Source organism: Neptuniibacter sp. QD37_11, assembly GCF_047778105.1.
GTDB lineage: Bacteria > Pseudomonadota > Gammaproteobacteria > Pseudomonadales > Balneatricaceae > Neptuniibacter.
In genome coordinates this window covers 566,788-588,218 of the sequence record NZ_CP180554.1, presented here as the reverse complement: position 1 = coordinate 588,218, position 21,431 = coordinate 566,788, and the positions used below count along the sequence as shown (strand labels likewise).

The window sequence follows — 21,431 nt, the reverse complement described above, 5'->3', positions numbered from 1 at the left end:
CTCCTTATACTGGAATACGTCGATTAGTTTTTAATCAATTGGTTGATTGCAGGGAGCGCCCGTTTTGAGGGTAGGCCATGTATATTGATTAGTTCATCAGAGAGGGTAAATAACGATGGTACAGTCATTATATCCTGTTACATTACTTGGCTCCGAAGGGGCGATGGCGTCGACGCTGATGTCTTGGTTGGATGAGCGACGTGTTAAACAGCTTGATCTGATTAAATTTCCCAATATACGGACCTTTCATCGCGCCGTTAGCAGTAATATCGCTCACCAAAAGAGAAGGCAGAATAAGATCGATAATACGTTGATCTTAAGTGTACCTTTTGCTGTTTATGAGTCTGCCTCCAACTTGCGAGGTCATAGGGCAATCTCACGTTCTGTGATGGGACATCACGGGAAAGGGCAGGGTAATACCCTCTGTATGCATATATCGTCGTTACACGAGCTGCCATCTAACGTACTTGAGGGTTTTAGTGGCATGGTCATTGGCGCACATCAGATGTACGGGCCTCTCGTGGAAGATGTCTCAGAACAGACGGTTGTTTTGACTGTGCCTGAATCAAAAAAAGACCACCATCTTCATGATTTTGCAGTTAAGGAAGCAAAGGCCTTCTTTGAAAATGCGGGTCATCAGTATGTTACGGTGATTGCACCAAAAACACATGACAAGCTAATGTCCCTGCAGCAGTTCATGGCACACAGTTTTTTCCTATTGTTGGGTATGGTGACTTTGGATTGCCCTAAGGCAGAAGGACAGTGGCTTGAGCACGCTAAAGCTACCGCTAAGCGTGTACTATCAGGTAAAGCGCATGTGTATGAAGGTATAGCTAAAGGCAACCCCTATAATCAGGGTGTTGTTGAATGTTTGAATGATCTTAAGAGAAGCTTGCCTGAATCAATTGGTTTGCAACAATTCATTCATCAGTTGAGTGAGACCCTTCGGGATTACTATGATAAGGCACTCGAAGGCTTGGATGTCACGAGCAAACAAGCTACTTTTATCTCTACGCCGATTTCACGAAAAAGGGATGAATTGTGGTCGGAGTTACCCCAGTCATCGGATCTCGCATCCATTGAAGTGGAAGGTGAGTCAACATTGCAGCGCTATTTAGATGCTGTGAAGGGTAATTACACTGCTTGGTACGATGATATGTCACTGAAACTCATTGCCTGAATCCAGAGTTAAATTACTTTAAAGTTAGTAACGATAAGGCCACATCATGTGGCCTTAATTGATTCAGGGTCTTTGTCTTTAATTCTCTTGTACAGTTCCTTGCCCGCCCAGCCTGCAGCCATGACGGGGAGTGCATAAGGTCCCGCTGCTGTCCGTAAGGCCGCGCTCACGATTGCCGTTTTCATGACCGATTTGCCCGCTTTCTTGCTTGCGCTGTTCAGGGCTTCTTTGTCACCGGTACGCCACGCACGGATTAACGTTCGGATATCCAACACTGCCTTACCTGCAGGGGTAAATGCTCCGATCAGATCTTGGGCAAAATCGACCTGTTTACTTTCATGTTTGCCTGTAATTGCCCAACAGCAGAAATGCTCGCAGTTATTGGCGTGTACGCTGTATAGATCCTCACCTAAGCGAGACTTTGCACGCTGAACGACTTCATTAGGTTTGTACTTAGGTTCTTTGTAGGCACGCAGGTTAATTTCACTGCCACCCGCAAATTCTCTTAGGCTAACGGTCTCTACGGGACCGGACTGCAAACCATCAGCCAGCCCACTGTAGTGGATCACCAGTTTGTTGCCGATATAAATGCCGTGATGAGTATAGCCCTTACGTTTAACCCATAGATGGGAGCCAATCTTAATGCCAAACGAAGAATCTTTGCCGTGTGCTTTGTTGCACGCAATTGCATCAGTGGCCTTCGCTACTGAGTCCATTTTCGCAAAGCCCTTATTTCCCTTTTTCTTCTTAGCCATACACTGCCCTGATCTCAGCACACTTTGTTACTAGTTATTATAAGGGTTAAAAACCCTTTAACAAGGGTGAGTAGGCCTGTTTGTGTTGGGTTGATATTTAAGTGCGTCCCTCTAAAAGAAGGGCGCGTGATGCAGGGGGTTAAGCAGGATCACCAGTCTCTTTCTCAAGGCTTTCGATATCTTGTTTAAGGTTATCGATCCTGAGGGCTTTGCCCGCGTAGTACTGTTCGTCATTCAGTGCATTGGCCTTTGACCAGTATTCTTCGATCAATACGGCTACTTCTGAGCGAAGATCCCTAGCAGGGCCTTGATGCAGACGGATTGAATTAGAACAAAGAGCCTTGCGTCTCTTCCGGTTCTGGCGCTTTCGGTGGTGATGCGATCTTTTTCTTAGTCGGAGCAGGCCCCTTGTCGATATAGATATCGTATCGCGTCTCAATCACCTTAATGAGTGCTGGGTTGCGAGCTGTGTTCTCAACCAAGTACAGATCATCCTCAGTTAGGAATACTGGATCATCTCTAAGCTGGGTTAGTTTGAGGTAGAGTGGGATCTCATCCAGTGTCTCTCGCAGACCCTTAGCGCCACGCCCTTTGATTTCATGAGCATTATCCACAACAGCCTGCAGGGAGCCATACTCATTAAGCCATTCAGCAGCAGTTTTAGGGCCGACACCGGGTACGCCGTCAATACCATCAATGCCATCGCCTTGTAGGGCAAGAAGCTCAGCAATGTGCTCAGGGGGAACGCCGAACTTGTCGATGGTCTCCTGACGGTTACGCATAACCTTGGCCTGAGCATTGTAAATAGAGATATTCTCATCGATCAGCTGATGCATATCCTTGTCACTGGTGACAATAGATACACGGTAACCTTGATTGGCATAATGATTGGCTAGCATGCCCAGTGTGTCATCCGCTTCAATGCCTTTCTTTTCCAACCATGCAAAGCCCAGTGCAGACAACATCTCTTTGCTGAGCAGCTCCTGTGACGCCAGTTCGTCCGGCATGCCTTCACGATCTGCTTTATAGGCATCCGTCATTTCATGGCGGAAGGTTGGCCCATCTGCATCATAAACCGTAATGACCTGTTCAGCCTCACCAATAATAGCCCCTTCGGCATAGCGACGGACATTGTTTACAAACGAGATCGCTGTTTCAACGCGTGCGCCATTCTTAACCAGCGGCGGGCGGGTGTGATAAAAGCGATAAAGGCCGTTATTGCCGTCAATAAGAATAATATGCGGTTGGGACATGGCGTAAAACTCCAAAGCTGTGCATTTAGCGTATTTTAAATATTATAATGATTTTCTATAAAAAAGATACCCTCCAGAACCTCCTATTGATAATTAAATTCATTTTAATATAATTAATAGATTACTCCTGTATATAACGAGAATAACAATGCAGAATTTGTCAACTTCTTTTAAGGCACTTGCCTTGGCTGCTTTGGCAGCTACACCGATCGCGGCCCATGCCGATTTTGTTTACCGAACCCCAGCAGGTATGAGTGTCAGCTCAGCTTCAGAAGAGCCACCAGCTCCCACTGGACCTGCTTCATGCAAGGCCATATTGGATGCAGGGGATTCAATAGGTTCTGGACAGTACAATATTGTGTTGGCCGGTGAGTCGATTAGAACCCACTGTGATATGACAACTGCAGGTGGGGGCTGGACCTTGGTTCAAACCCGCAATCGCGGTGGGGCTTATCAGGTTTCAACAGATCTTCACACGGCCTTTTATGAAACCGGCACCGATGGTAATGCCTCGAAAAGCTTAAGTGATGCAGGCTGGATGGAAATTCGTGACGCCTCAACCGATATGATGCAAATGAATGAGTCTAACACATCACATTACGGCATCATCTCTCTAACGAAAGCTTATGCTGCCAACTGTAAACCACTGGGCGATACTTTGATGGAGTACAGCTTATGGCATCATGAGCCCGACTGTGACTCCTCTCAAACAGACTACTCCTTTATGGGTGCAAACAGCACTACGTGGCACGGAAGCTTGTACAACTATTCTGGATATCTTGATGTAGACACTATGGGGAGTTGGTACGGCTTTAATCACTCGTACATCTATGTGCGTTAATGATGACCTGAAATTAAAAAGCCCTCATCAGGGCTTTTTAGCAAGGGATGCTTAAAGGTCTTCGACAGTCATACCTGTCTGCTCACCAGTTCCTAGAGTGGGGATGGACCACCATTCTATAACCAGTGGATTGCTATGCCCCTCAACCTTCCATGCTTCAATACCGTATGAGTAGTAACCAAGGTGCATTGTGCTGTTTCCGTCACGATCCTGAATGCGGAGCAATACCTCTTCAGACGGGTCAACCCCTTTTTCCCATGCTTCTATGCTAACTTTGCGATTTGGTAGTTTTTTCATAATTTCAACATCTTAATTGGTTTATAGGGCACGTTCAAATAGGTGGCAATTCCAGCCCATCATTTCAGCTTTGGCAAAGGTGATCCGTGCTTCAGTACGATCATAGATTCTACGATCTGCCTTCTGGACATCCTCAAACCTAAGGATGTATAACTCTTGGCCCTCAGGTAACTTCGAAGGGCCGGTGTCTTCACGCTCCATCTGTTGAAGTAGAAAGCATGGCTGACCTTCTGCGCATAGTTTGGCCACGCCTTTAATACCAATCTCTTTATCGGTCAGTACAAAATTAGGACGTGACTCATCTTCAAAAGCCACGAGGTAAAACACCTCTTGGTGAACAGCATCTACGGTTGAGGCGCATAAACGCCCATGTCCACTTTCCATCGGTGTAGGCTCCGGCAATTCTGCTATCCGTGCGTCTATTTCAGCCGTAGTTTCCATGCATCATTACGACTGCGGGCTGGGTTTTACGACTATAAAGGGAACGATCCCAAACTGATCGCGTCTCCACTGAATGTGACTGTCGGCTTGCTGGTAGCTTAATCCATGGGTGTAAAACACCTTTTCACCCGTGTTTTTAAAGGGCACATAAATCATGAATTCCGCTTCTGAAGTGTCAGACTCAGCGGTTTGCGGAACGGCCAGATATTCGACAATATCGAAGTGATCAGGATCATCCAGACGCATACGAGTAAAGCGTGGGCATTCTGCGCTACAGCGGTGTAGTAATTCGCCAGACACTTTGTCTTTTGGTACGTAAAACGAAAACGGCTCTGTGTTCTGAATAATAGCCTGAGGCAAATGCTCATTGAATTCTGATAGTGGCCCATCAATCATGCCAAAAACACCGTATCCTTCTACGCTTACAAGATAGGTATCCCAGCCACAACGCGAATCTTCACCTTCACCGTATTTCTCTACACGAATATCATCTTGTGAAGGCATTGGCCTCCCAAAAGCAACCATCTTGGCTGCGATGTGAGCTTGTAACGCTTTCTTGGTTGGCTCAATATGAATGGTGGTAGCAAGGCTTTGAGACAAGGTTCCGCGCTGTTCACGTAGCTGCATAATTTTACCTATTTATTCCCAGTGAATTTTAGATGGCGATTTCGCATTAGAACCGCGAGATGTGATCGAGCTGTTCTGCGATGTAGTCACCTACAGGTTGGTCGCCAACCATGGCGGAATTGCGATCAACTCGATCTAACAACTCCTGCTCAATACGCCTTGCACTGGCAGAAACAGCGACCTCCACAACAGACTTACTTGGTCTAGGAGCTTCATTCATCAAAGCTGTCATCTCTTCTTCGTGGCGTGCTTGAAGTGCTTCCAACTTTTCCTTGTGTTCAAGTTCATCACGACTACCCTTGCAACAACAGGTATGGCCGATGGTAGGATAACCCTCACTTCGACTCTGAATAGATAAGGCAGGGTTGCCACAATAAGCACAGATTCTACGGTTACCCGCCTTTAAAACCAATGTCGGCTGCAAACCCTCATGGGTCGTATCCCACGAGATTCGGTAACTAGTACCATTCTCACCATGACGCTCACCCACAAAACCGCGGGTAAAAAACTCTTCTGCACGAGGATCGCAATATTCTGGAATAGGCATTAGTTAACATCCTTGGGTAAATGATTTATTTGATAAATATTATAATGATATAAAATAGAAAAACAAGCCACATCAACATCTTTGCCTTGAGGCTCTGTTGTTTGCAGACGAAATCGACAATCACTGAAAGGGGGGGAGGTTGGGTACGCATTAGCGAAGCGTTACCCCGCGTCAAAAAACGTGAATATTATTCAGCCACACCGTCTTGATACTGCAATAAATGGTAGGTAAGGTTGGCTTACAGGGAAAAGGCTATGGAAGGCTTAAGGGATCGGCAAAGGACTGCCAACCCCTCATAAAATGAATGCAACTTAGCCAATTAAGAGTGCGCCCAATAACCAGTAAATCCTTCCCAACAGCTTGCAGGAAAGCTGAGGTAATCGGCTTTACTCACATCAGGGTAGACGGGTACGATAGCATTCTCCGGTTTGAGATCACCCAAGCTTCGTAAGAGTGCCCCAATCCATCCGCTTTTATATAATGTCTTAGCACGCCAATAAAAATCCTCACGATCTGTTTTCCACAACGCACGGACAGCTAGCCTCACATCCTGCTCAGAGAACAAGCTAGGGTCGCAATCCAGCAATGCAGTAGCCCGCTTAGCATCCCAAGGCTGGTCGTAAACCAAATAAGGTTGCAATGCATCAATGATAGCCAGATGCGTCCGATGAATATGTCGCCCACCCTCAAGGTAAAAGGAAATATATAGGCCTTCTACATTGAGGGCGTCTGCAGCTTCGGCAAGCTCACTTAGGTTGTTTGGTTTGGAGGTCATTGATGGAACCTTTGTAATTCAGTTGATAACAATTGGAAAGCTTCAACTCATGAGTGCAACACGCACACACCGCAATTTAAACATAAAGCAAGGGCTGGCAATAAAAAACCAGCCCAACTACACGCTAGCCGCCGTAGCGCACTTCATCAAACTTATAACGCAAGCCATTCTCAAGAAGAACGACCTTATCATCCTCTGTACCCAGCAAAATGCTTTTAATAGCCGAAAATTCACCATCTGCGACCACCTTCACAGGATCACCGATCTCGAGCCAGTCGTCATGACCATTAGGGCAGAAACCGCCCTCAATTTCTGGTGATTCTGGGGTTTCTATATAGCCACAGGTATTACATACGCAAATAGACATCTTGATTCTCCTCTCTCAAAACATAGTTAATATTATAATGCTAATTAAGGTAAAAGCAAGTAAAATAGCCATGAGTGACCCCATGGCTTATCTACGGTCAAATAAGGATCAATCTTCGTCAGACTCTTCCTGCTCAATCAAGAGCGCATCAATCTGATGGGCTACCCAATCCCAGTAACCCTGCAGGGTGTCAAGTTCACTTGCAGCCTGCGCCCAATCTTCGTGCGGGTAGTCTGGATGCACGGACCACGCATTCATGTCGGGATTCTGAGCATCATATTTAGCCTTTAGCTCAGTGCCAGATAGGTTTACGTCTTTTGGATCAGTTAGCTTTAGTGTCATGGTATATCCCTCTCACATCTCATCATTTGCTAAAACGGAATTAAAAGGCAAGGTAAGCTAGCTCCTTTTTAACCCTCTATTTAAAGAGTTTAAGGAAATTCGCACAAATAGCACCGACAGTTGTGACGGTATTTAATGGGAGCTACCGTCAAATTCGCCCCTTGCTTCATCTGGAAGAAGCAGCATGCCCAAAAACCCTAGCCAACCGACAAAGGCTAAGAAACTGAAGATTGAGTAGGGGCTCACCACCATTGGATTTTCCGCCCCCTCAAAATACGGCAGGTACAGTGTCAGCGCCAATAGAGGCAAGATTCGCCACCACTGATCCTTTATGAATGCCAAACGTGTCATACAGGGACCTCTATCTAAATTCTAGATTTACCACAACAAACAGGCTATTCGAATGGTCATGATCAATTATGCGGCTCCCTTGTGAAAAGGGTATCAATGTGCAGGCCATCGCCTTTTAAATCCGCCCAGAGCATAGCGCACAATAGAAGAAACCATGCCCCCAAAAATCCGAACATGCCGGAAAGCATCAGATAATCATCGATCATATGGAACGGACTTGCCGTATTATAGGCGACCACTCCACCGATAATTAGACTTACACTGATCAAATGCAACGCAATGAAGATGCGCGCCATCAAGGTAAGGCTTTTGAATAAACGAATCATGTGTAAACTCCATGCTAAATCAAGGGTGGTTAAGCTTGATACTGAAATCCGGCTCCCAGCGATTACCTTGGTAATATTCCCGCGCCTCTTCAAGTGAGTCGTACAGTGAACCATCTTCCTTAACGGCATCTTCCATACCATCAATGCTGGATGCCCAAATGTAACGCACATCAGAACGTGCAGCCTCTTCATGTAGAGACTGGTCTAGCTCATCAGAGATAGGGTGCTCACAAACATAGTAGATGGGCTCAAGCTCATAGCTTGGAGTAAGCTCGCAGCAATTCACTTGCTGATTGGCGTCATACAGGTAAACAACAAAGAAACGCCCGGTTTGCGCCTGAATCTCTTCAGACAGACCTTGTGTTTCTTCCACTGCAACCAATGCAGGCTTAATGATATCAGACATGAAATTATCCTCTCTCAACTCTTAGTAAATATTATAATGATATTAACCAAATAATCAAGAGAGGATGTATGAGAGTGGGGTATTATAGAAGGGTGCGCAGCATGGGGACAGGCATGCCAGCAAGATCATCCAACGTCAACCGATCCATTTCGTCGCGGTCGTACACGTTGACCTCGATATAGCGATTAGAAGCGGACATGCTAGAGGTATTGTGACGCCTTATATCGTCCTTGCGATCATTAATGAACACTTGAGCTTCAATCCGGCTTTTGCAGAAGGCCCAATCGATCTGCTCATCATCATTGCTGGAATTCGTTTGTACAGCCTTAACATAGCAAGGCGTTGATTTAACACAGCCGCCCATATCTTTCTCAACAAAGCCCAGTTCCATTAACTCATTCTGAAGACTTTGCAGATTTTTATAATGCTTCTGCAGGAAAACTGATGCCACCTTGGCCACCTTCAGTGCTTCCACAGGGGTGTCCAAGTCGATCCCTTCTGCCGTAACAAAGGATTCTAGTAGGCGCGCCGAACCGATACAGCCAATGACTTTGTCACCTACCAGTTCATAAACAGTGTGCTCCCCTACCTTAACCGCCGTTTCTGCGACATGCACTTTAAAGTCACCCGTTATGTAATGCATTTCCATTCGAACCTACCTATTGTCTGTCTGTTGTTTTTGCTAACAAGCGATCTACGGATTCTTTCCAGAGCGCACCTACACGCTCAGCACCAACGGATTCTTCTAGCAAGGTTAGGGCATTGTAGATCGTATGTTATAACGCAATGTGCGTCTGTAGCTGATCGTGCTCGTGATAGAAAACCTCGCAATCATGATTCTCAGCAAATTCAACAGCATCCTCTCTAGTATCAAAACTGTTAACGCTGTTGCCGAATGCGTTTTGGTAACTACCAGCATGGGCAATACACCACTTATTTTGTATGTACCTAATCACCACCGGTACGTCACGGATTTTGTCAGCATCATGAGTCATATTGCAACAATCTTACGGGAGCGCGTTATTCCAAATGGAGCTAATTACGATCAATAAAGCCTTTTAGTCCCAAAGCCCATTTTTTGAAGATGGGATACGTATCAAGCAGTAGCCATAGCGTACCCAGCACTAAAAACAAGATCATCGCGGCAAACACGGACCAGCCAAGTGGTCGATCCACATTTAGAAGATAGTCAGCTCCATAGTAATAGGAAACTGATAGTGAATAGAGCATGGATATAGAAGCCACCGCTGCTAACACCTTGTTGTGATTCCCTCGCAATGAGGCCACAATTAGCGTAACCAGTGTGCAGAAAAGGATGAACTCTGTTGGTATGGAAAATACATAATCAGTCATATCAGTTTCATAACCACCATGAATAAGCGACTCTGTCGGATTAAGGAGAGAGTTTAAAGAAGCCCACTAGCGCAAGGCTAAGCAGGCTTAAATGAATCAATCTTTGTCTGGTAACTGTTCCCACTTAGCGCAGTCAGCGTCACCATCTTCAACATCAAACTGGTTGGCTACTTTCAATGCACAGCCATTCCAAAAGCCACTGATTGGCGCGCCTTCATCAGTACGATGCTTACAGGTCATACATTTACGGTTGGCCGGGTTAAAGACGCACTTCGCTTCATGCGCCGCCACTTTAGTGTGCTCGCCCGTATAGGTGCAAAAATCACACTGCCAAACTTGTTTCATCCTAAACTCCTCAAGTGAGAGCTAAACAGTTAATCGACTCTCTTAGGTGGATTGGGAGGTGCTACACCTACCCGAATCGTCGCCTCAAAAGGCTGGTGAGTAGAACTGCACATATGACCAAACGTTTTAAATAAAACCCAACCTTTCCATACAGACCAACCCTCAATATCTTCTACAGGTGGTACATACTCACCCATGTTTGGATTGATGCTGGAAAGTTCTTCATACTGACGCTTATGCTCAGCCCGACCCGCATCTGTCAGTCGAACGGCAATCAAATAGTTAATGTTAAATTCCAGCACCACGCACCTTCCATACCACGTTTAATTTATTGCACCCAAGTTTACACAGGGGTGTTCCATTGGAATAAGGTAAAACCAAAGCTGTTAGTAGAGTTCAAGCTCACTTGGCTCCAAGAATGAATCCTTGAAATACTGATGGTAGTAGGCCTTATCAGCCCCCGTCAGCGCAGAAATTTCTCGATTGGTTGCTCGCATATGCCTGTAAACTGTTTCCAGCTCACTTGCACGAATGGTGCGGCCAAATTCCGAGTGAGCAAAGCCATTGAGCGACATTTGGTTATGCGCGCCCACCAGATCGTGAACAAGCGACTCATAAAGCTCATGAGTAGCCAGATAAAAGGCATCTTGGTCTGCTGGCTTAACTGGTGTCATTAGCATACCTAAGATGGCCTCAGCGATCTCAAGCAATGCCTCAACTTGCAAATTATGCTCACATGACCAGCTGCCAACTTCAAGCTCATATACATCATCACCAACCCCCTCAAGTACAACACGCTTACGGGGATCGATGTAGTAAATCATATCCGCATCATAAGCCAGCGTACCTTCACCCAAATCTATCTTTGGCGTGCCCGCAGGCATACCGGGCAAACTACCCATCAGCAAGGCAGCTGCACTATTAGCCAAAACCTTGGCCAGTGTAATCGACTTTGCGCTAATCGCGTTGTAATCCAATGGCGTATTGCTCAGCAAATTAATCTCGCGAAGCAGCGCTACACGTCCGATCAAAGATTGAGAGGCAAATACATCTTCACCAGCATCAACCACACCGCCACTGATCAAATCAAACTCATAAGCCTTTCCTTTGACCATAAAATCTACAGAAGGAACGCTGTTCAATGGGGCTGTGTACTTAGTCAATTGCATCTCAATAACCTCTCTCAATTCATATTTATTATTATAATGATTATAACAATAAATGCAAGCTTTATAGGCTTTGTGGGTTGATTTGCTTTGTGGAGAACAGTATTACATATAAAGGCGATGATGTAGGGTGGCAGGATAATCACTATCAGCAGTATATCCACAAGAGACAAGGTTGAGCGATTGAGCACCGGTGCAGTCGATCTCGTTCTTTAACTTTAGGGTAACCTGATAGACACGTCCGTCAGCCGCTCTTTCGAATGTCCATGTCTCACCCTGATAACTTAACTCATCAATCATTAAGCCATCTTCTACCAAGGCCGTCACAGAGGAGGGATCGGCATTGTATTTCACCCGGTATAATTCCGTCACGCCAGCGACATGCTGTGCTTGGCTCGCAAGGGCGGAAAAGCGTGCCTCTCGGGCACTTTGCTCAACAGACAAGCCTTCAAAGTAAAAGAAAACGGTCTGCGCAATCATTGCGAACACAAAAAAGACCTGACTGATCACCAGTGTTCTGGCTGAGATATTGAGTTTCAGCATGTATTATCCTTATCTTTCTTGAGTGGCGATTAATACGGAGTGACTTAGCTAAAAGCGAGCAACTCCAGCACTAACTTTCCTTGGTGCCGCCTAGTTGATGTAATTGGATTTCAGGGTTTTCAAACCAAAGCTGAATCTGCTCAACCGTAAAGTTACCGTAGGTGTTATTATCACCATAATTAACCCAGTACCCAATACGATACTCCGTACCTTCCACCGTCGCATCATCAGGAATCCACCGCGGGCTTAAAGCCATCCAGTAGCGACCCTCTTTACCTTCGGTTTTGCGGTACAGCTCGCGCTGTCGGGTTTTAATATTCAGCATGCCGATATGAGCCTCGTATTTTGCAAGGTTCTTATCCGTTTGCGCGCACGTCAGGGGATTAAAAGCAGACTCAGGCTGCGCATCAACCACCGCTTTTTCACTGAGCTCACTGAGTGCCTTGTCAATGCAGCTATGACGATTCAAATAGTGGCGGATTTCTTCGATTGAAAATACGGTTTCCATAGAATCCTCCAATACTTATCTATTTATGGTGAGCTAAGATTACTCACAAGCCCCAATGCACTTAAAAGATTACGCTCAATTGATGAACGGCCATATATCTTCACACATATACTGAATCATAATCTGACATTGATACGAATCCCGGAAAATTATTAAGATACTGAGATTCAGCACCTTAAACTGAACTCACTTAATGTACTGACGAATCAGCAGGGTAGGCGATTTTCTCGACCGTATGAACACGCAAACCCAGTGCGAACCACTCATCAGGGTCCATCGTAATCTCGTAAGGATTGGCGTCATCATCTGCCATACTATCCAGCATCACCAGTAAATCATCATCCAGCTCTGACTCAGCAGGATCAAGGTGAGGCTCAATATCATTTAGCAGCTGCTTGGCAGCACCCTGAAAACCCGACTCACCCTTAGCTTTCATGTCAGCAATCCAGTTCGTGCAGGCGTTATTCAAGGCCTCATGACGAAGAAGACTGAATAGATTCATTGGGGATGGAATTGGGTTGCCATTGGCGTCTAATAAATTCACTTATAATACCTCTCTCTAATGATGCTTATTATTATAATGATATTATTGAGATAAACAAGCACTGAATAACAATAATTGCGCGAAAACTAGGAATTTTCGTTATGGTATGAGAAAACAAAAAAGGTCTCGCTATGAACAAGACCTTTTCGAATCCACCTTGGTGCCATCTACTCTTTCAGATAGTCTGCAACCGCCTGCATGGGTGTCAGCTCATCATCGTAAGTCCGCTCCCAGTAATCGGGATTAACATCATCGATAATGTGCAATGCGGTGCACAGCTCTTGCGCCACCTGAACGTAACAGTCATAAGCCCCGATCTCTAGAGGTTCGCTAAAGGCCTGATGAAAGGCATTTACTGAAAGATGCTTGCGTCGCACAGTCCGAGCAACAGCACGCTCATAAGCCGCAGACAGGGTAGGCCCGTAGTAACGCTCATCAACCTTAAACGTACCACCATTATCGGATACTGACTTCAGCAAACCATCCAGCCCATCAGCCAATTGCTGATCAACATACTGGGTGACATTACATCGTGCTACACAGAATCGCTGACCCTGTTCATTAGCATCTTCCATTACATAGCAATCATGTTCTATACCACCCGTTACTACAAACCAAACTGCCTCTAAGCTCTTTAGAAGCATAAACGGACTGTCGCGCATCTCCGCTAACTCAGCCGCACGCAACGGCAGTAGGCTGGTAATCGCCTGTTCTGGGGATCGATCGGCATCAAGGGCTTTAACCAGCGCCTTAAGGGCCGCTTCCTGATCATCCAACATATGAACCGTGGAAATCCCATGGCTCGCAAGAGTCAGGGAATCACAGTTTTTCAGGAAGGTAACAGTGCTTTGGCTTATCATTATACGCTCTCTCGCATTAAGGGTATTTTAGGGAGGAATCAGTCCTCGTTGTCTTCAAGGTGAAATAGACCGGTTTCCAGATTAATAAGCGCCAGTTCAATCAGACGCGGGGAATTCACATGAGTACACTCCATATCACTGATTTTTAGCGTTGTGATTGGGCGGCATGTCTTCTCACTGTAAGCGCTGCCATCACAGAGTTGCGCCACCTTGTTAAACTCCGCTTCAATCATGTGAGTTAGGCGATCTGGATCATTATAATTTTCTTTGAGGCGTACAATGTGTAGCTCAGTAGGGTCGCCGGAGAAAAGGGAGTATTCCAGTACCAGCGCATACATAGGAGACTGATTTTCTATCACCAATACCTTGCGGTAAACATCGGTAGGGAAGGAGTCTTCGACAGAACTCTCAAAGAACTCACGGTGCAGCGAGCGAATCAGAATATCATCATCTGTTGGTTTAACCTGATATTTCAAAGCTGTGTAGTAGTTATCACCCGTGGTGCCGCACTTATTTTCAATAGAGGTGTGACCTCGCTCCTCAAGTAAATTAAAGATTTTGTGAAAGGTCGCCAGCGCCTCATGCAACTTAATGCCATACGCATACTGCATGATCTGTGACACATTAAAGTCACTCGAACCGGTTTTAAGGAATTTGGATTCAAACATGGCCTGCACAACCACCTTACAGCCATCTGACCCACTGTACGAGGTTGCTTTAGCTAATTCAGGAACCAGCGTGTCTTTTACCGCATGAAGTGCAGCGGACTTGTCGGCATAGTCACCCTCACTGGAAACCAAACACTCTTTACCGGCATCAATCAGATCACGCATAACTTTCCCTCTCTCAACTCATGCTTATTATTATAATGATAATAATAGCAAGCACAAGCTTTGAGAGGGATTTTTGCCTATTTAATACTCTTCAATAGAGCAAATTCCGCTGTGAATATTAAAGAGGGCATTATCAATCAAAGACGGTTCTGTAGCAAAGTCACATTCCATCTTAGAGACATCCAGAGTGGTCACCATCTTACAGCGATTAAGGTCGAACGGACCACCGCCAGTGCACAGCTTTTCGACGTCTTTGAAGTCAGCTTCAATAAACTTGGTTAGTTTACTGGGGTCCTTATGGCTAGCCCTGAGGCGCACAATATGAAACTTCCCCTGTCGAGCACGATCAATCACAAGCAAGTATGCCGGTGACTGATTCTCAACATAGATCGCCTTGCGTAGGGGCTGACCTTCGGTACATGTCTCTTTGGAATCAAGTGCACAGTAGTAATTATCACCCGAAGCATTAAAACTATTCTCTTCTGAGGTAAAACCATGCTCAGTGAGCTGCTTATGCAGCACAAGGAAAGGCTCCATACTCTCGTGCAACTTAACCCCATAGATATACTGAAGCAGATGCCGGAGATTTGAATCGCGGTCATCCGTTGTTAAAAAGCCAGATTCAAATAAGGCCTGAACAACAGTTTTAGCGCCATCATCAAGACAAGCATTAGACGCGTCCTTCAAGGTTGGCACAAGCGCATCTTTAATGGAGTGAAGTTGCTCAGAAGTCGCCACGTACTCGGGCGATTCATGCTTTATCAGGAATTCAGTAGAGGCGTTAATCAAATCTCGCATAATTACTCTCTCTGCTTAATAGTGGGTAACAGGTTTAATGGGAACAGGCGCACGGAGTGGGCTCAATAGCCCCCTGAACGAGCAAATCGTCAATCTCCATAGCTGTGTTAAAGACTTGATTAACCTCATCAGGCGTTAGCCCTAGGCGTTTAGCCACTAGCTCCAACTGATCTGGCGTGGTAATCAAGGCCAGTTTACTCAGTAGGCGTGGAAAACCGATGTCGACATGCGTTTCGGGTCTTATGCATAAATCAACCGGAGCCTCGTCAGGTGAAGGGACGGTCTCAGATTCCTCAGCATCTCTTATTGCCAGATATTGCTCATAAGGCATTAGCTCCCAACCATACAGCCAAAACGCATTGCCCGCCTTCGGTTTAAAGGATTTCATATGGCCGAGATAACTACTCTCCAACTTCTCTTTGGCTTTTTCAGGGGATGGGTAGTTCAAGAATTCAAACACCTTGCCGGTCTTAATAACTTTCGGGCACCAATTACCACCAACAGCCAGAAGCGGGTGCTTAAGATCAACCATCTCAAAGTCAATGGAGCCAATTGTGAATACTTCACCTGAATTACTCATAGAAAGCCTCTCTCATCTCTTATGGTAAATATTATAATAATAAAAACACAAAAAGCAACAGATGGAGAATGGTTGAAATTATTAAAACAGTAATTTATAGTGTGTATATGACTCCTGTTTTAGGTTGTTATTTCTTGTTTTTGCTTAGGCCCCGGCTTCATGTCGGGGCTTTTTTATGACGCTAACGTCAGCACCGTCACAAGACTAACTCTTTCGCCCATACTCCACGCTGATCACGAACATGCAGTGTTTGGTTGTTCTGCTTTGCCTCTGCCGCCACATCCAATAATGCAATCGCTTTGCGAATGGTTTGAGCGCGATCAACGCAACCTAAAACTGAGCCAAGTTCATCCAGCTTATCCAGTGTTTTTTCATCGAACTGAAAGGTACCAGAACCTTGTTTTCTACCATTGCCTGACATGCACTTACTCCATTGTTTTTTATTGATAAGTATTTTAGTATTAGATTCGTTGTCACCACAACAAAACGATACGCTGTGAAAACGTACGACCCAGAGGCCTCTAGATCAGTTTATTTAGAGGCCTTTTTAATGCCTGAGTGTTAGTGGGCCATAAGCTGGTGGATGTTGTCGCGAATCACGGGATCGTCCGGTGATTCTGATAAGGCTTTAACCATCCTTTCCCAGTGCTTGAGGGTTTTAATCTTTTCTGACATCCCCTTAAAGCCTCTGGCATGCCATTCACCCTCAAAAAAATCAGGCCGAGTAGGGGAGCTAACTAACAGGCGCGTACTGATAACACATACCCCTTTTGCCATCCCATAGTAAGACAGCAAGTCACGTAATGCCTCAGCAGCCTCTTCGGGTTTGGCACTTAGCCAGCTAGATACCAAGCCACGAATGCGCGCCATTTCATAGCGCAGGGTAATATTCTCAATCACCATGGCTTTGTGACCTTGACCTTCATAGCCGTGCTCACGGTTTCTGATCCACTCGATCTCCCATTGCAGGGTTTTATTTTCCGTGACGAACTTATTCATTTCGCAGCTCCACCGTCATCTCTGAATCCGTGCTCACTTCAATTTCAAGTGGACCTAAATCAATCTCAGCTAGTTCTTCAGGCGTATAGCAGCCATTGCGATCCAGCTCACAGGTAATGGCAGCAGCCGATACAAACCAATCTGGCGTACCAAGAGAGCCGCCCGCACAAGCACCGTTACGCTCACAATACTGAAGCGCCACACTTAGGTGTGCCACAGTTTGCTCTTCTCGCTCTTTAAGTGCCGCATTTTGTGTCAATAGGGCGCTGATTAGGCGGTCTTTACCTAAATTGGATATACAGCCCTCATTACGTTGCTCCAGAAGCTCAGAGATGCGTTTATCCAGATCTTTCATGACTTTCTCACTCATTCAGGCTATCTCTGCTATAAAACTCGTTAGATGGGTAGGCAGAAGCGCCTACCCATATTTTTAGTTAAGCCAGCTGGCTAATTAATTGTTTGCGAAGCTCTGTGTTATCGACAGCCGTATCGAACACATCCCCATTCAGGTGCAATTCACGCAGTTCTTGATCGAAGTTATCACCTTCGGGCTCGACATCTTCCTGAATGTCCAGCTGAACACCCGCATAGTAAACGGTGTCACCCTCATGCGTACCGTCAATCTCAGCATCAGATACTTCAATGCCATAGACCTGACCGGTCAGCAGGTTTAGCGTTGCTTTGGTTTCTACAGCACCGCAATCCCAATGGCTGGTGTAGTCCACCTCGACTTTAGAGAACTCAGGGCGTAGCTGCATACCGATTACACGCGCAGTTGAGCTGTCAGCCCATGCAAACATCTCTACGTACTTACCTTTATCCAGAAGGCCGTAGTTACGCAACTCTTGATGCACAAAGCCATACTCTGACCACTCATCTGGGCAACCGCCTTTCATGTCGTCATGGTATTCACACCCCACCCAAATTGCCTGATAAAACTTCTGAAACACCTTAAGGTCATAACCTTTGAGTTCAGTGGCGTTGCTTTCGGAACGCAACACTTCAGGGTCGCAGTAGATATGCTCACCGCTTGGCTTCAGTCCATGCTTTTCAACAGACACTTCACCGTGATACAGCCATAGGCCGTTTTCAAAATCTACAATCAGGTAAGCGCGTGGTGCAAGAACGCTAGGTAGTTGAACATCATCCAACGACACTTCATCCCAATGAGCCACAAGGGTCTGATAACCATTCTTGATCTCAAACTTGGTACGAGCCACCAGTTCTTTTAGCTTAGGGTTGTTGGCCTTCATGTTCATATCCAGCAAGCCGGACATCTCATGGCGGTAAAGCTCAACGGCTGCATCAAACTCAGGGCGGGTAGGGTAAGTAGCAATAGTAAAGGACATAAGTCACCTCAAAACAATTCACTTGGATGGTTAGCCCTTTCCTGCCACCCAAGCAAAACGTGCTTGAGATAGACTTGGTATTGCCATTCATTCAGAAATGGAGCGTTTGCAGCGTCAGTATTGACTGGGCTAGTGCCGAGGGAGCCATCCCCACAGTGACCGACAGCCCTACTGGCTACCTTCCATCTGTCTAATAGTTATTATAATGGTATTAAATTATTAATCAATAGCCAACAGGAGTAATTTAAGAATTTATTTTTGATGGACTGTAAGCAAAAAGAGCCGCCCTAAGGCAGCTCTATTGAGTGATGTGTTGCTTAGAACTTTTTACTTAGCTTATCTTGAAGGGTAATGAGGTCTGCTTCACTGATTGCTTTCTCAAAGACCTGATCCCCTTGTCTGAGATGTTCCCTTACACGGAAAGAGAGCTTGAGATCGGATCGAAGGTCTTCGTAATGAACTGTGTCGACATATTTAGCCATTTTAAGGTCGGGCAGTGTTGACTTAACCTCTCCGGTTAGCATATTTAAATCAGCTTCACTTTCCTCAGGACCAGAGCCAAACTCGCGCACAAGACGTACACATTGATTTTGGTACTCAGAGCGCAATTCAAACCGCAAAACACAAGCGTTGCCACTGGAGCTACCGTGCTCTTGGAAGTCGATATGTTCAGCACTGCGTAAGTACCTTTGGTTTTGCAATAAGCGGAAAATGGAATGCTTGTTAAACCATTCTGTATCACTCACGCCGTCATGAAATAAGTGGCCGACAATGGGTTGATAGTATTTCTTTAAGGGCAAATTCTGCCAATCGCCTATTGGATGAAAATACAGGCCTTGTGACGCCAGCACATCTGGATTGGCTGTTGGGATTGCATCCAGTAAGTTGAAAGGCGTATCTGAATCCGTTACTTCGCCACTGTAAAGCCATGCATTAAAATTGGAATCGAGCACAACGTAGAGAATCGGACTAATCCCCTTAAGGAACATAAAGTCGCCTAGTTCCGTGCGTTGCCAGATCTGTTGGATTATTTTAAAGCCCGCCTTTTGGCGGAAGCAGGTGCGTGCGACCAAGTCCAACAGTTCCTCTTCATCCAGCTGATGATTGAATTCTGTATTTTCTTCCAGTTGGTGCTGAAATTCAGCAACCGCTTCCTGAAACTCGCCCCGTGTCGGGGAGACTGGTGAATCATAAAAAGACATTAGTGAGCCTCGCGTTCAATAGGTTTTTCTTTTTCACAGCACGTATCATCAACCACAATGGGCGTTAAGCTTTCTGGATAGACTTCGCGCAGCAGATCCTTATCCAGATGACGCTTTAACAGTAAGATGAAAAACGGCATGCAGGCAGCAATGATAAACAGGGCTAAAAAAGCCATGCCTTCCATATCTAGGGTCATGATGGCTCCTTGCTTGCGGTATTGGTTTTGGTGGCTACTTGAGCTTCAAATAAGCGATCCGTTTTGAAGATGTTAAACCATTCTTCAATCAGTTCAGGCTCAATCGTTTCTGAACTCCCGTCATCCCAATAGGCCATACGTTCTTTCAGCTCTTCGCGCTTATCGGGATTAACTTTATCGTAATCCAATTCGGCATAACCTTTAGTGGTTAGCGTATGGATGATTGCCTGTAGCACGCCATGACCATGAGATGAAGTGCGTGTTTGATGTTCTCTGTTCTTCATTTGGATTGGCAGCGATTCCTCTTCAGTGCGGTTTATCGCGTCCTCGATATAGAAATCAACAGCGTCCTGATAGCGGCCTGCAATGATGCTTTCCAGCGCACGTTCTTGGTGATCTAGCGGTGAGGCCTGATACACTACCCACTGGATAATGAACGGGAATGCACTTCCAAAGTTAAGAGGGCCACTCGTCAGGAAGGCGTCAACTTTCTTAGACTTTGCTTCATACTTACGCAGGTTTTGTAGCAGAACGTCTGCACTGAAGCGCAGCCCTTTCTCTACATCTGCTTCATAATGCCCCTGCGCGAACCATTCGAGAGTCCATGTGGCATTGTGCATGCTTAGGCCGGAGTACGCTTCGATGAGGAACTCGGTCTTATCGTTATCCATCTCCGAGATCAGGCTTTGGTTGATGGTGTATTTTGTACCATGTACGTCAACCTGAATAACGTTCGGGTTTTCAGTGAAAGTCTTCATTGAAGGTCCATAGTGAATTGCCACTGTGGATACAACACCCGCGATAAAGGATGCAGTAAAGCCGCCCACTGCCAATAATGACTGTTTTTTCATATCTAGCTTGCTCGCCCGAGCGTACATGATAGCGCAAACAACGAGTGCAGCGGCCAACACACCACCCATAATATTCAGGCCATGGCCGAGACCTAAATGTATTGAGAGCAATCCTTCCAGTTTCTCAGCTGCTGTGTCTGAGTCCGTAAAGAAATATTTAAGCGCGGAGGGTACGCTAAAGAATATCGGGACAACAAAAAAGCCCAATAAGAAGGAACCGCCATCTTCATCGGGTTTCGTGACCAGAACTGCAATCATAATGCCAATCAGGAGAAATGATTGAATCAAGCGGGTGGTAATGGTAGTGGAGCCAAAACCATTAGCTTCCATGGTTACTTGGTTAATGTGCTGGTGGAGTTGAGCACTATTGCCCACCGAAAGCACAAACTCCAAGAGGCAGTACATACCAAAACCATACATCAAAGTAATTGAGAGATAAAATAGCCATGTTGGGTAGTTCCCCGGCTGCGATACGCGGCAGAAATTGGCAAAGCCCCTCTCTATACCCAAGGTATTGTGTTTACTGTGTTTAAAGACTTCACACAGTGGAAATAAGATCACGGTGGTAAAGAACGCCACGAGCAACAGCCCGTCATAGGTCAGGTTATAATAGATCTGAATTTCGTCAGACAGGTCTGAAGTATAGCTATTTAAATTTGACATCAGCCAGTGCCAGCCGATCGCGGGTACGGCGAGCAAGAGCAGTAGCGTAATCTTCATGAGCTTATCTAAAGCGTAATTAAAGGTGTTCGTCATCACATGACCTTTTTATTCATTATAATTTTAAAGAGGATG

The 21,431-nt window shown here is 45.7% G+C and carries 35 protein-coding genes; 2 read left to right on the top strand and 33 right to left on the bottom strand.

Annotated features, from left to right (window positions below):
* The first annotated feature begins 115 nt into the window (after positions 1–115).
* On the top strand, positions 116–1,180 hold the full coding sequence (locus tag ACMXYT_RS21125; protein WP_415912379.1) for a hypothetical protein: 1,065 nt from the start codon (positions 116–118) through the stop codon (positions 1,178–1,180).
* Positions 1,181–1,224: 44 nt separating this feature from the next.
* On the opposite strand, the gene ACMXYT_RS21120 is transcribed toward ACMXYT_RS21125, so the two are convergent.
* The 3 genes from ACMXYT_RS21120 to ACMXYT_RS21110 form a co-directional block, all read right to left on the bottom strand.
* Positions 1,225–1,935 carry a lecithin retinol acyltransferase family protein gene (locus tag ACMXYT_RS21120; RefSeq protein WP_415912378.1) on the bottom strand — a complete coding sequence of 237 codons (711 nt, stop codon included), beginning with the start codon at positions 1,933–1,935 and terminating at the stop codon, positions 1,225–1,227.
* A gap of 139 nt (positions 1,936–2,074) precedes the next feature.
* Positions 2,075–2,206, bottom strand: a complete 132-nt coding sequence (locus tag ACMXYT_RS21115; protein WP_415912377.1) for a hypothetical protein — start codon at positions 2,204–2,206, stop codon at positions 2,075–2,077.
* Positions 2,207–2,261: 55 nt separating this feature from the next.
* Positions 2,262–3,188: a 5'-3' exonuclease gene (locus tag ACMXYT_RS21110; protein ID WP_415912376.1), complete on the bottom strand. Its 927-nt coding sequence runs from the start codon at positions 3,186–3,188 to the stop codon at positions 2,262–2,264.
* 148 nt (positions 3,189–3,336) lie between these two features.
* Here ACMXYT_RS21110 and ACMXYT_RS21105 point away from each other — a divergent pair, with 148 nt between their 5' ends.
* Positions 3,337–4,029, top strand: coding sequence for a fibrinogen-like YCDxxxxGGGW domain-containing protein (locus tag ACMXYT_RS21105; RefSeq protein WP_415912375.1), 693 nt, complete (start codon positions 3,337–3,339; stop codon positions 4,027–4,029).
* 51 nt (positions 4,030–4,080) lie between these two features.
* Here ACMXYT_RS21105 and ACMXYT_RS21100 read toward each other — a convergent pair whose 3' ends face one another.
* The 30 genes from ACMXYT_RS21100 to ACMXYT_RS20955 form a co-directional block, all read right to left on the bottom strand.
* Positions 4,081–4,326, bottom strand: a complete 246-nt coding sequence (locus ACMXYT_RS21100) for a hypothetical protein (RefSeq protein WP_415912374.1) — start codon at positions 4,324–4,326, stop codon at positions 4,081–4,083.
* Between the two features lie 21 nt (positions 4,327–4,347).
* Positions 4,348–4,767: a hypothetical protein gene (locus ACMXYT_RS21095; protein WP_415912373.1), complete on the bottom strand. Its 420-nt coding sequence runs from the start codon at positions 4,765–4,767 to the stop codon at positions 4,348–4,350.
* Positions 4,768–4,773: 6 nt separating this feature from the next.
* Positions 4,774–5,394: a hypothetical protein gene (locus ACMXYT_RS21090; RefSeq protein WP_415912372.1), complete on the bottom strand. Its 621-nt coding sequence runs from the start codon at positions 5,392–5,394 to the stop codon at positions 4,774–4,776.
* A 46-nt stretch (positions 5,395–5,440) separates the two neighbouring features.
* Entirely contained in the window at positions 5,441–5,941 is a 501-nt protein-coding gene (locus ACMXYT_RS21085) for a hypothetical protein (RefSeq protein ID WP_415912371.1), read from the bottom strand.
* Positions 5,942–6,260: 319 nt separating this feature from the next.
* Entirely contained in the window at positions 6,261–6,716 is a 456-nt protein-coding gene (locus ACMXYT_RS21080; RefSeq protein ID WP_415912370.1) for a hypothetical protein, read from the bottom strand.
* A gap of 124 nt (positions 6,717–6,840) precedes the next feature.
* Positions 6,841–7,083, bottom strand: a complete 243-nt coding sequence (locus tag ACMXYT_RS21075; RefSeq protein ID WP_415912369.1) for a hypothetical protein — start codon at positions 7,081–7,083, stop codon at positions 6,841–6,843.
* Between the two features lie 108 nt (positions 7,084–7,191).
* Positions 7,192–7,425 carry a hypothetical protein gene (locus tag ACMXYT_RS21070; RefSeq protein ID WP_415912368.1) on the bottom strand — a complete coding sequence of 78 codons (234 nt, stop codon included), beginning with the start codon at positions 7,423–7,425 and terminating at the stop codon, positions 7,192–7,194.
* Between the two features lie 132 nt (positions 7,426–7,557).
* The gene (locus ACMXYT_RS21065) at positions 7,558–7,776 is read right to left on the bottom strand and encodes a hypothetical protein (RefSeq protein WP_415912367.1); all 219 of its coding nucleotides are present in this window, start codon (positions 7,774–7,776) and stop codon (positions 7,558–7,560) included.
* Between the two features lie 62 nt (positions 7,777–7,838).
* Complete coding sequence (locus ACMXYT_RS21060; RefSeq protein WP_415912366.1) at positions 7,839–8,102, bottom strand: hypothetical protein; 264 nt, start codon at positions 8,100–8,102, stop codon at positions 7,839–7,841.
* A 19-nt stretch (positions 8,103–8,121) separates the two neighbouring features.
* On the bottom strand, positions 8,122–8,508 hold the full coding sequence (locus ACMXYT_RS21055) for a hypothetical protein (protein ID WP_415912365.1): 387 nt from the start codon (positions 8,506–8,508) through the stop codon (positions 8,122–8,124).
* An 82-nt stretch (positions 8,509–8,590) separates the two neighbouring features.
* Positions 8,591–9,157 (bottom strand): hypothetical protein, encoded by a 567-nt coding sequence (locus ACMXYT_RS21050; protein ID WP_415912364.1) that lies wholly within the window; start codon positions 9,155–9,157, stop codon positions 8,591–8,593.
* 127 nt (positions 9,158–9,284) lie between these two features.
* Positions 9,285–9,503: a hypothetical protein gene (locus tag ACMXYT_RS21045; protein ID WP_415912363.1), complete on the bottom strand. Its 219-nt coding sequence runs from the start codon at positions 9,501–9,503 to the stop codon at positions 9,285–9,287.
* A gap of 40 nt (positions 9,504–9,543) precedes the next feature.
* A complete protein-coding gene (locus tag ACMXYT_RS21040) occupies positions 9,544–9,861 on the bottom strand; it encodes a hypothetical protein (RefSeq protein WP_415912362.1) in 318 nt (105 codons plus the stop codon).
* A gap of 96 nt (positions 9,862–9,957) precedes the next feature.
* Positions 9,958–10,206 carry a hypothetical protein gene (locus ACMXYT_RS21035; RefSeq protein WP_415912361.1) on the bottom strand — a complete coding sequence of 83 codons (249 nt, stop codon included), beginning with the start codon at positions 10,204–10,206 and terminating at the stop codon, positions 9,958–9,960.
* Positions 10,207–10,235: 29 nt separating this feature from the next.
* Positions 10,236–10,508, bottom strand: coding sequence for a hypothetical protein (locus tag ACMXYT_RS21030; protein ID WP_415912360.1), 273 nt, complete (start codon positions 10,506–10,508; stop codon positions 10,236–10,238).
* A gap of 84 nt (positions 10,509–10,592) precedes the next feature.
* Positions 10,593–11,375, bottom strand: coding sequence for a hypothetical protein (locus ACMXYT_RS21025; RefSeq protein WP_415912359.1), 783 nt, complete (start codon positions 11,373–11,375; stop codon positions 10,593–10,595).
* 102 nt (positions 11,376–11,477) lie between these two features.
* Entirely contained in the window at positions 11,478–11,915 is a 438-nt protein-coding gene (locus tag ACMXYT_RS21020) for a hypothetical protein (RefSeq protein WP_415912358.1), read from the bottom strand.
* Positions 11,916–11,985: 70 nt separating this feature from the next.
* Positions 11,986–12,423, bottom strand: coding sequence for a hypothetical protein (locus ACMXYT_RS21015; protein WP_415912357.1), 438 nt, complete (start codon positions 12,421–12,423; stop codon positions 11,986–11,988).
* Between the two features lie 190 nt (positions 12,424–12,613).
* A complete protein-coding gene (locus ACMXYT_RS21010; RefSeq protein ID WP_415912356.1) occupies positions 12,614–12,967 on the bottom strand; it encodes a hypothetical protein in 354 nt (117 codons plus the stop codon).
* Between the two features lie 167 nt (positions 12,968–13,134).
* Positions 13,135–13,827 (bottom strand): hypothetical protein, encoded by a 693-nt coding sequence (locus ACMXYT_RS21005; protein ID WP_415912355.1) that lies wholly within the window; start codon positions 13,825–13,827, stop codon positions 13,135–13,137.
* Positions 13,828–13,865: 38 nt separating this feature from the next.
* Entirely contained in the window at positions 13,866–14,660 is a 795-nt protein-coding gene (locus tag ACMXYT_RS21000) for a hypothetical protein (protein ID WP_415912354.1), read from the bottom strand.
* 81 nt (positions 14,661–14,741) lie between these two features.
* On the bottom strand, positions 14,742–15,458 hold the full coding sequence (locus tag ACMXYT_RS20995; protein WP_415912353.1) for a hypothetical protein: 717 nt from the start codon (positions 15,456–15,458) through the stop codon (positions 14,742–14,744).
* Between the two features lie 34 nt (positions 15,459–15,492).
* Positions 15,493–16,038 (bottom strand): hypothetical protein, encoded by a 546-nt coding sequence (locus ACMXYT_RS20990; protein ID WP_415912352.1) that lies wholly within the window; start codon positions 16,036–16,038, stop codon positions 15,493–15,495.
* A gap of 196 nt (positions 16,039–16,234) precedes the next feature.
* Entirely contained in the window at positions 16,235–16,459 is a 225-nt protein-coding gene (locus ACMXYT_RS20985) for a hypothetical protein (RefSeq protein WP_415912351.1), read from the bottom strand.
* Between the two features lie 140 nt (positions 16,460–16,599).
* The gene (locus tag ACMXYT_RS20980) at positions 16,600–17,037 is read right to left on the bottom strand and encodes a hypothetical protein (protein ID WP_415912350.1); all 438 of its coding nucleotides are present in this window, start codon (positions 17,035–17,037) and stop codon (positions 16,600–16,602) included.
* Entirely contained in the window at positions 17,030–17,407 is a 378-nt protein-coding gene (locus ACMXYT_RS20975) for a hypothetical protein (RefSeq protein WP_415912349.1), read from the bottom strand. The genes ACMXYT_RS20980 and ACMXYT_RS20975 overlap by 8 nt, the downstream gene beginning before the upstream one ends.
* A gap of 64 nt (positions 17,408–17,471) precedes the next feature.
* Positions 17,472–18,386, bottom strand: coding sequence for a hypothetical protein (locus ACMXYT_RS20970; protein ID WP_415912348.1), 915 nt, complete (start codon positions 18,384–18,386; stop codon positions 17,472–17,474).
* Positions 18,387–18,703: 317 nt separating this feature from the next.
* Positions 18,704–19,588, bottom strand: coding sequence for a hypothetical protein (locus ACMXYT_RS20965; protein WP_415912347.1), 885 nt, complete (start codon positions 19,586–19,588; stop codon positions 18,704–18,706).
* Entirely contained in the window at positions 19,588–19,785 is a 198-nt protein-coding gene (locus ACMXYT_RS20960; protein ID WP_415912346.1) for a hypothetical protein, read from the bottom strand. Before ACMXYT_RS20960 ends, ACMXYT_RS20965 begins: the two co-directional genes overlap by 1 nt.
* Positions 19,782–21,392 (bottom strand): hypothetical protein, encoded by a 1,611-nt coding sequence (locus ACMXYT_RS20955; RefSeq protein ID WP_415912345.1) that lies wholly within the window; start codon positions 21,390–21,392, stop codon positions 19,782–19,784. The genes ACMXYT_RS20960 and ACMXYT_RS20955 overlap by 4 nt, the downstream gene beginning before the upstream one ends.
* Between the last annotated feature and the right edge of the window lie 39 nt (positions 21,393–21,431).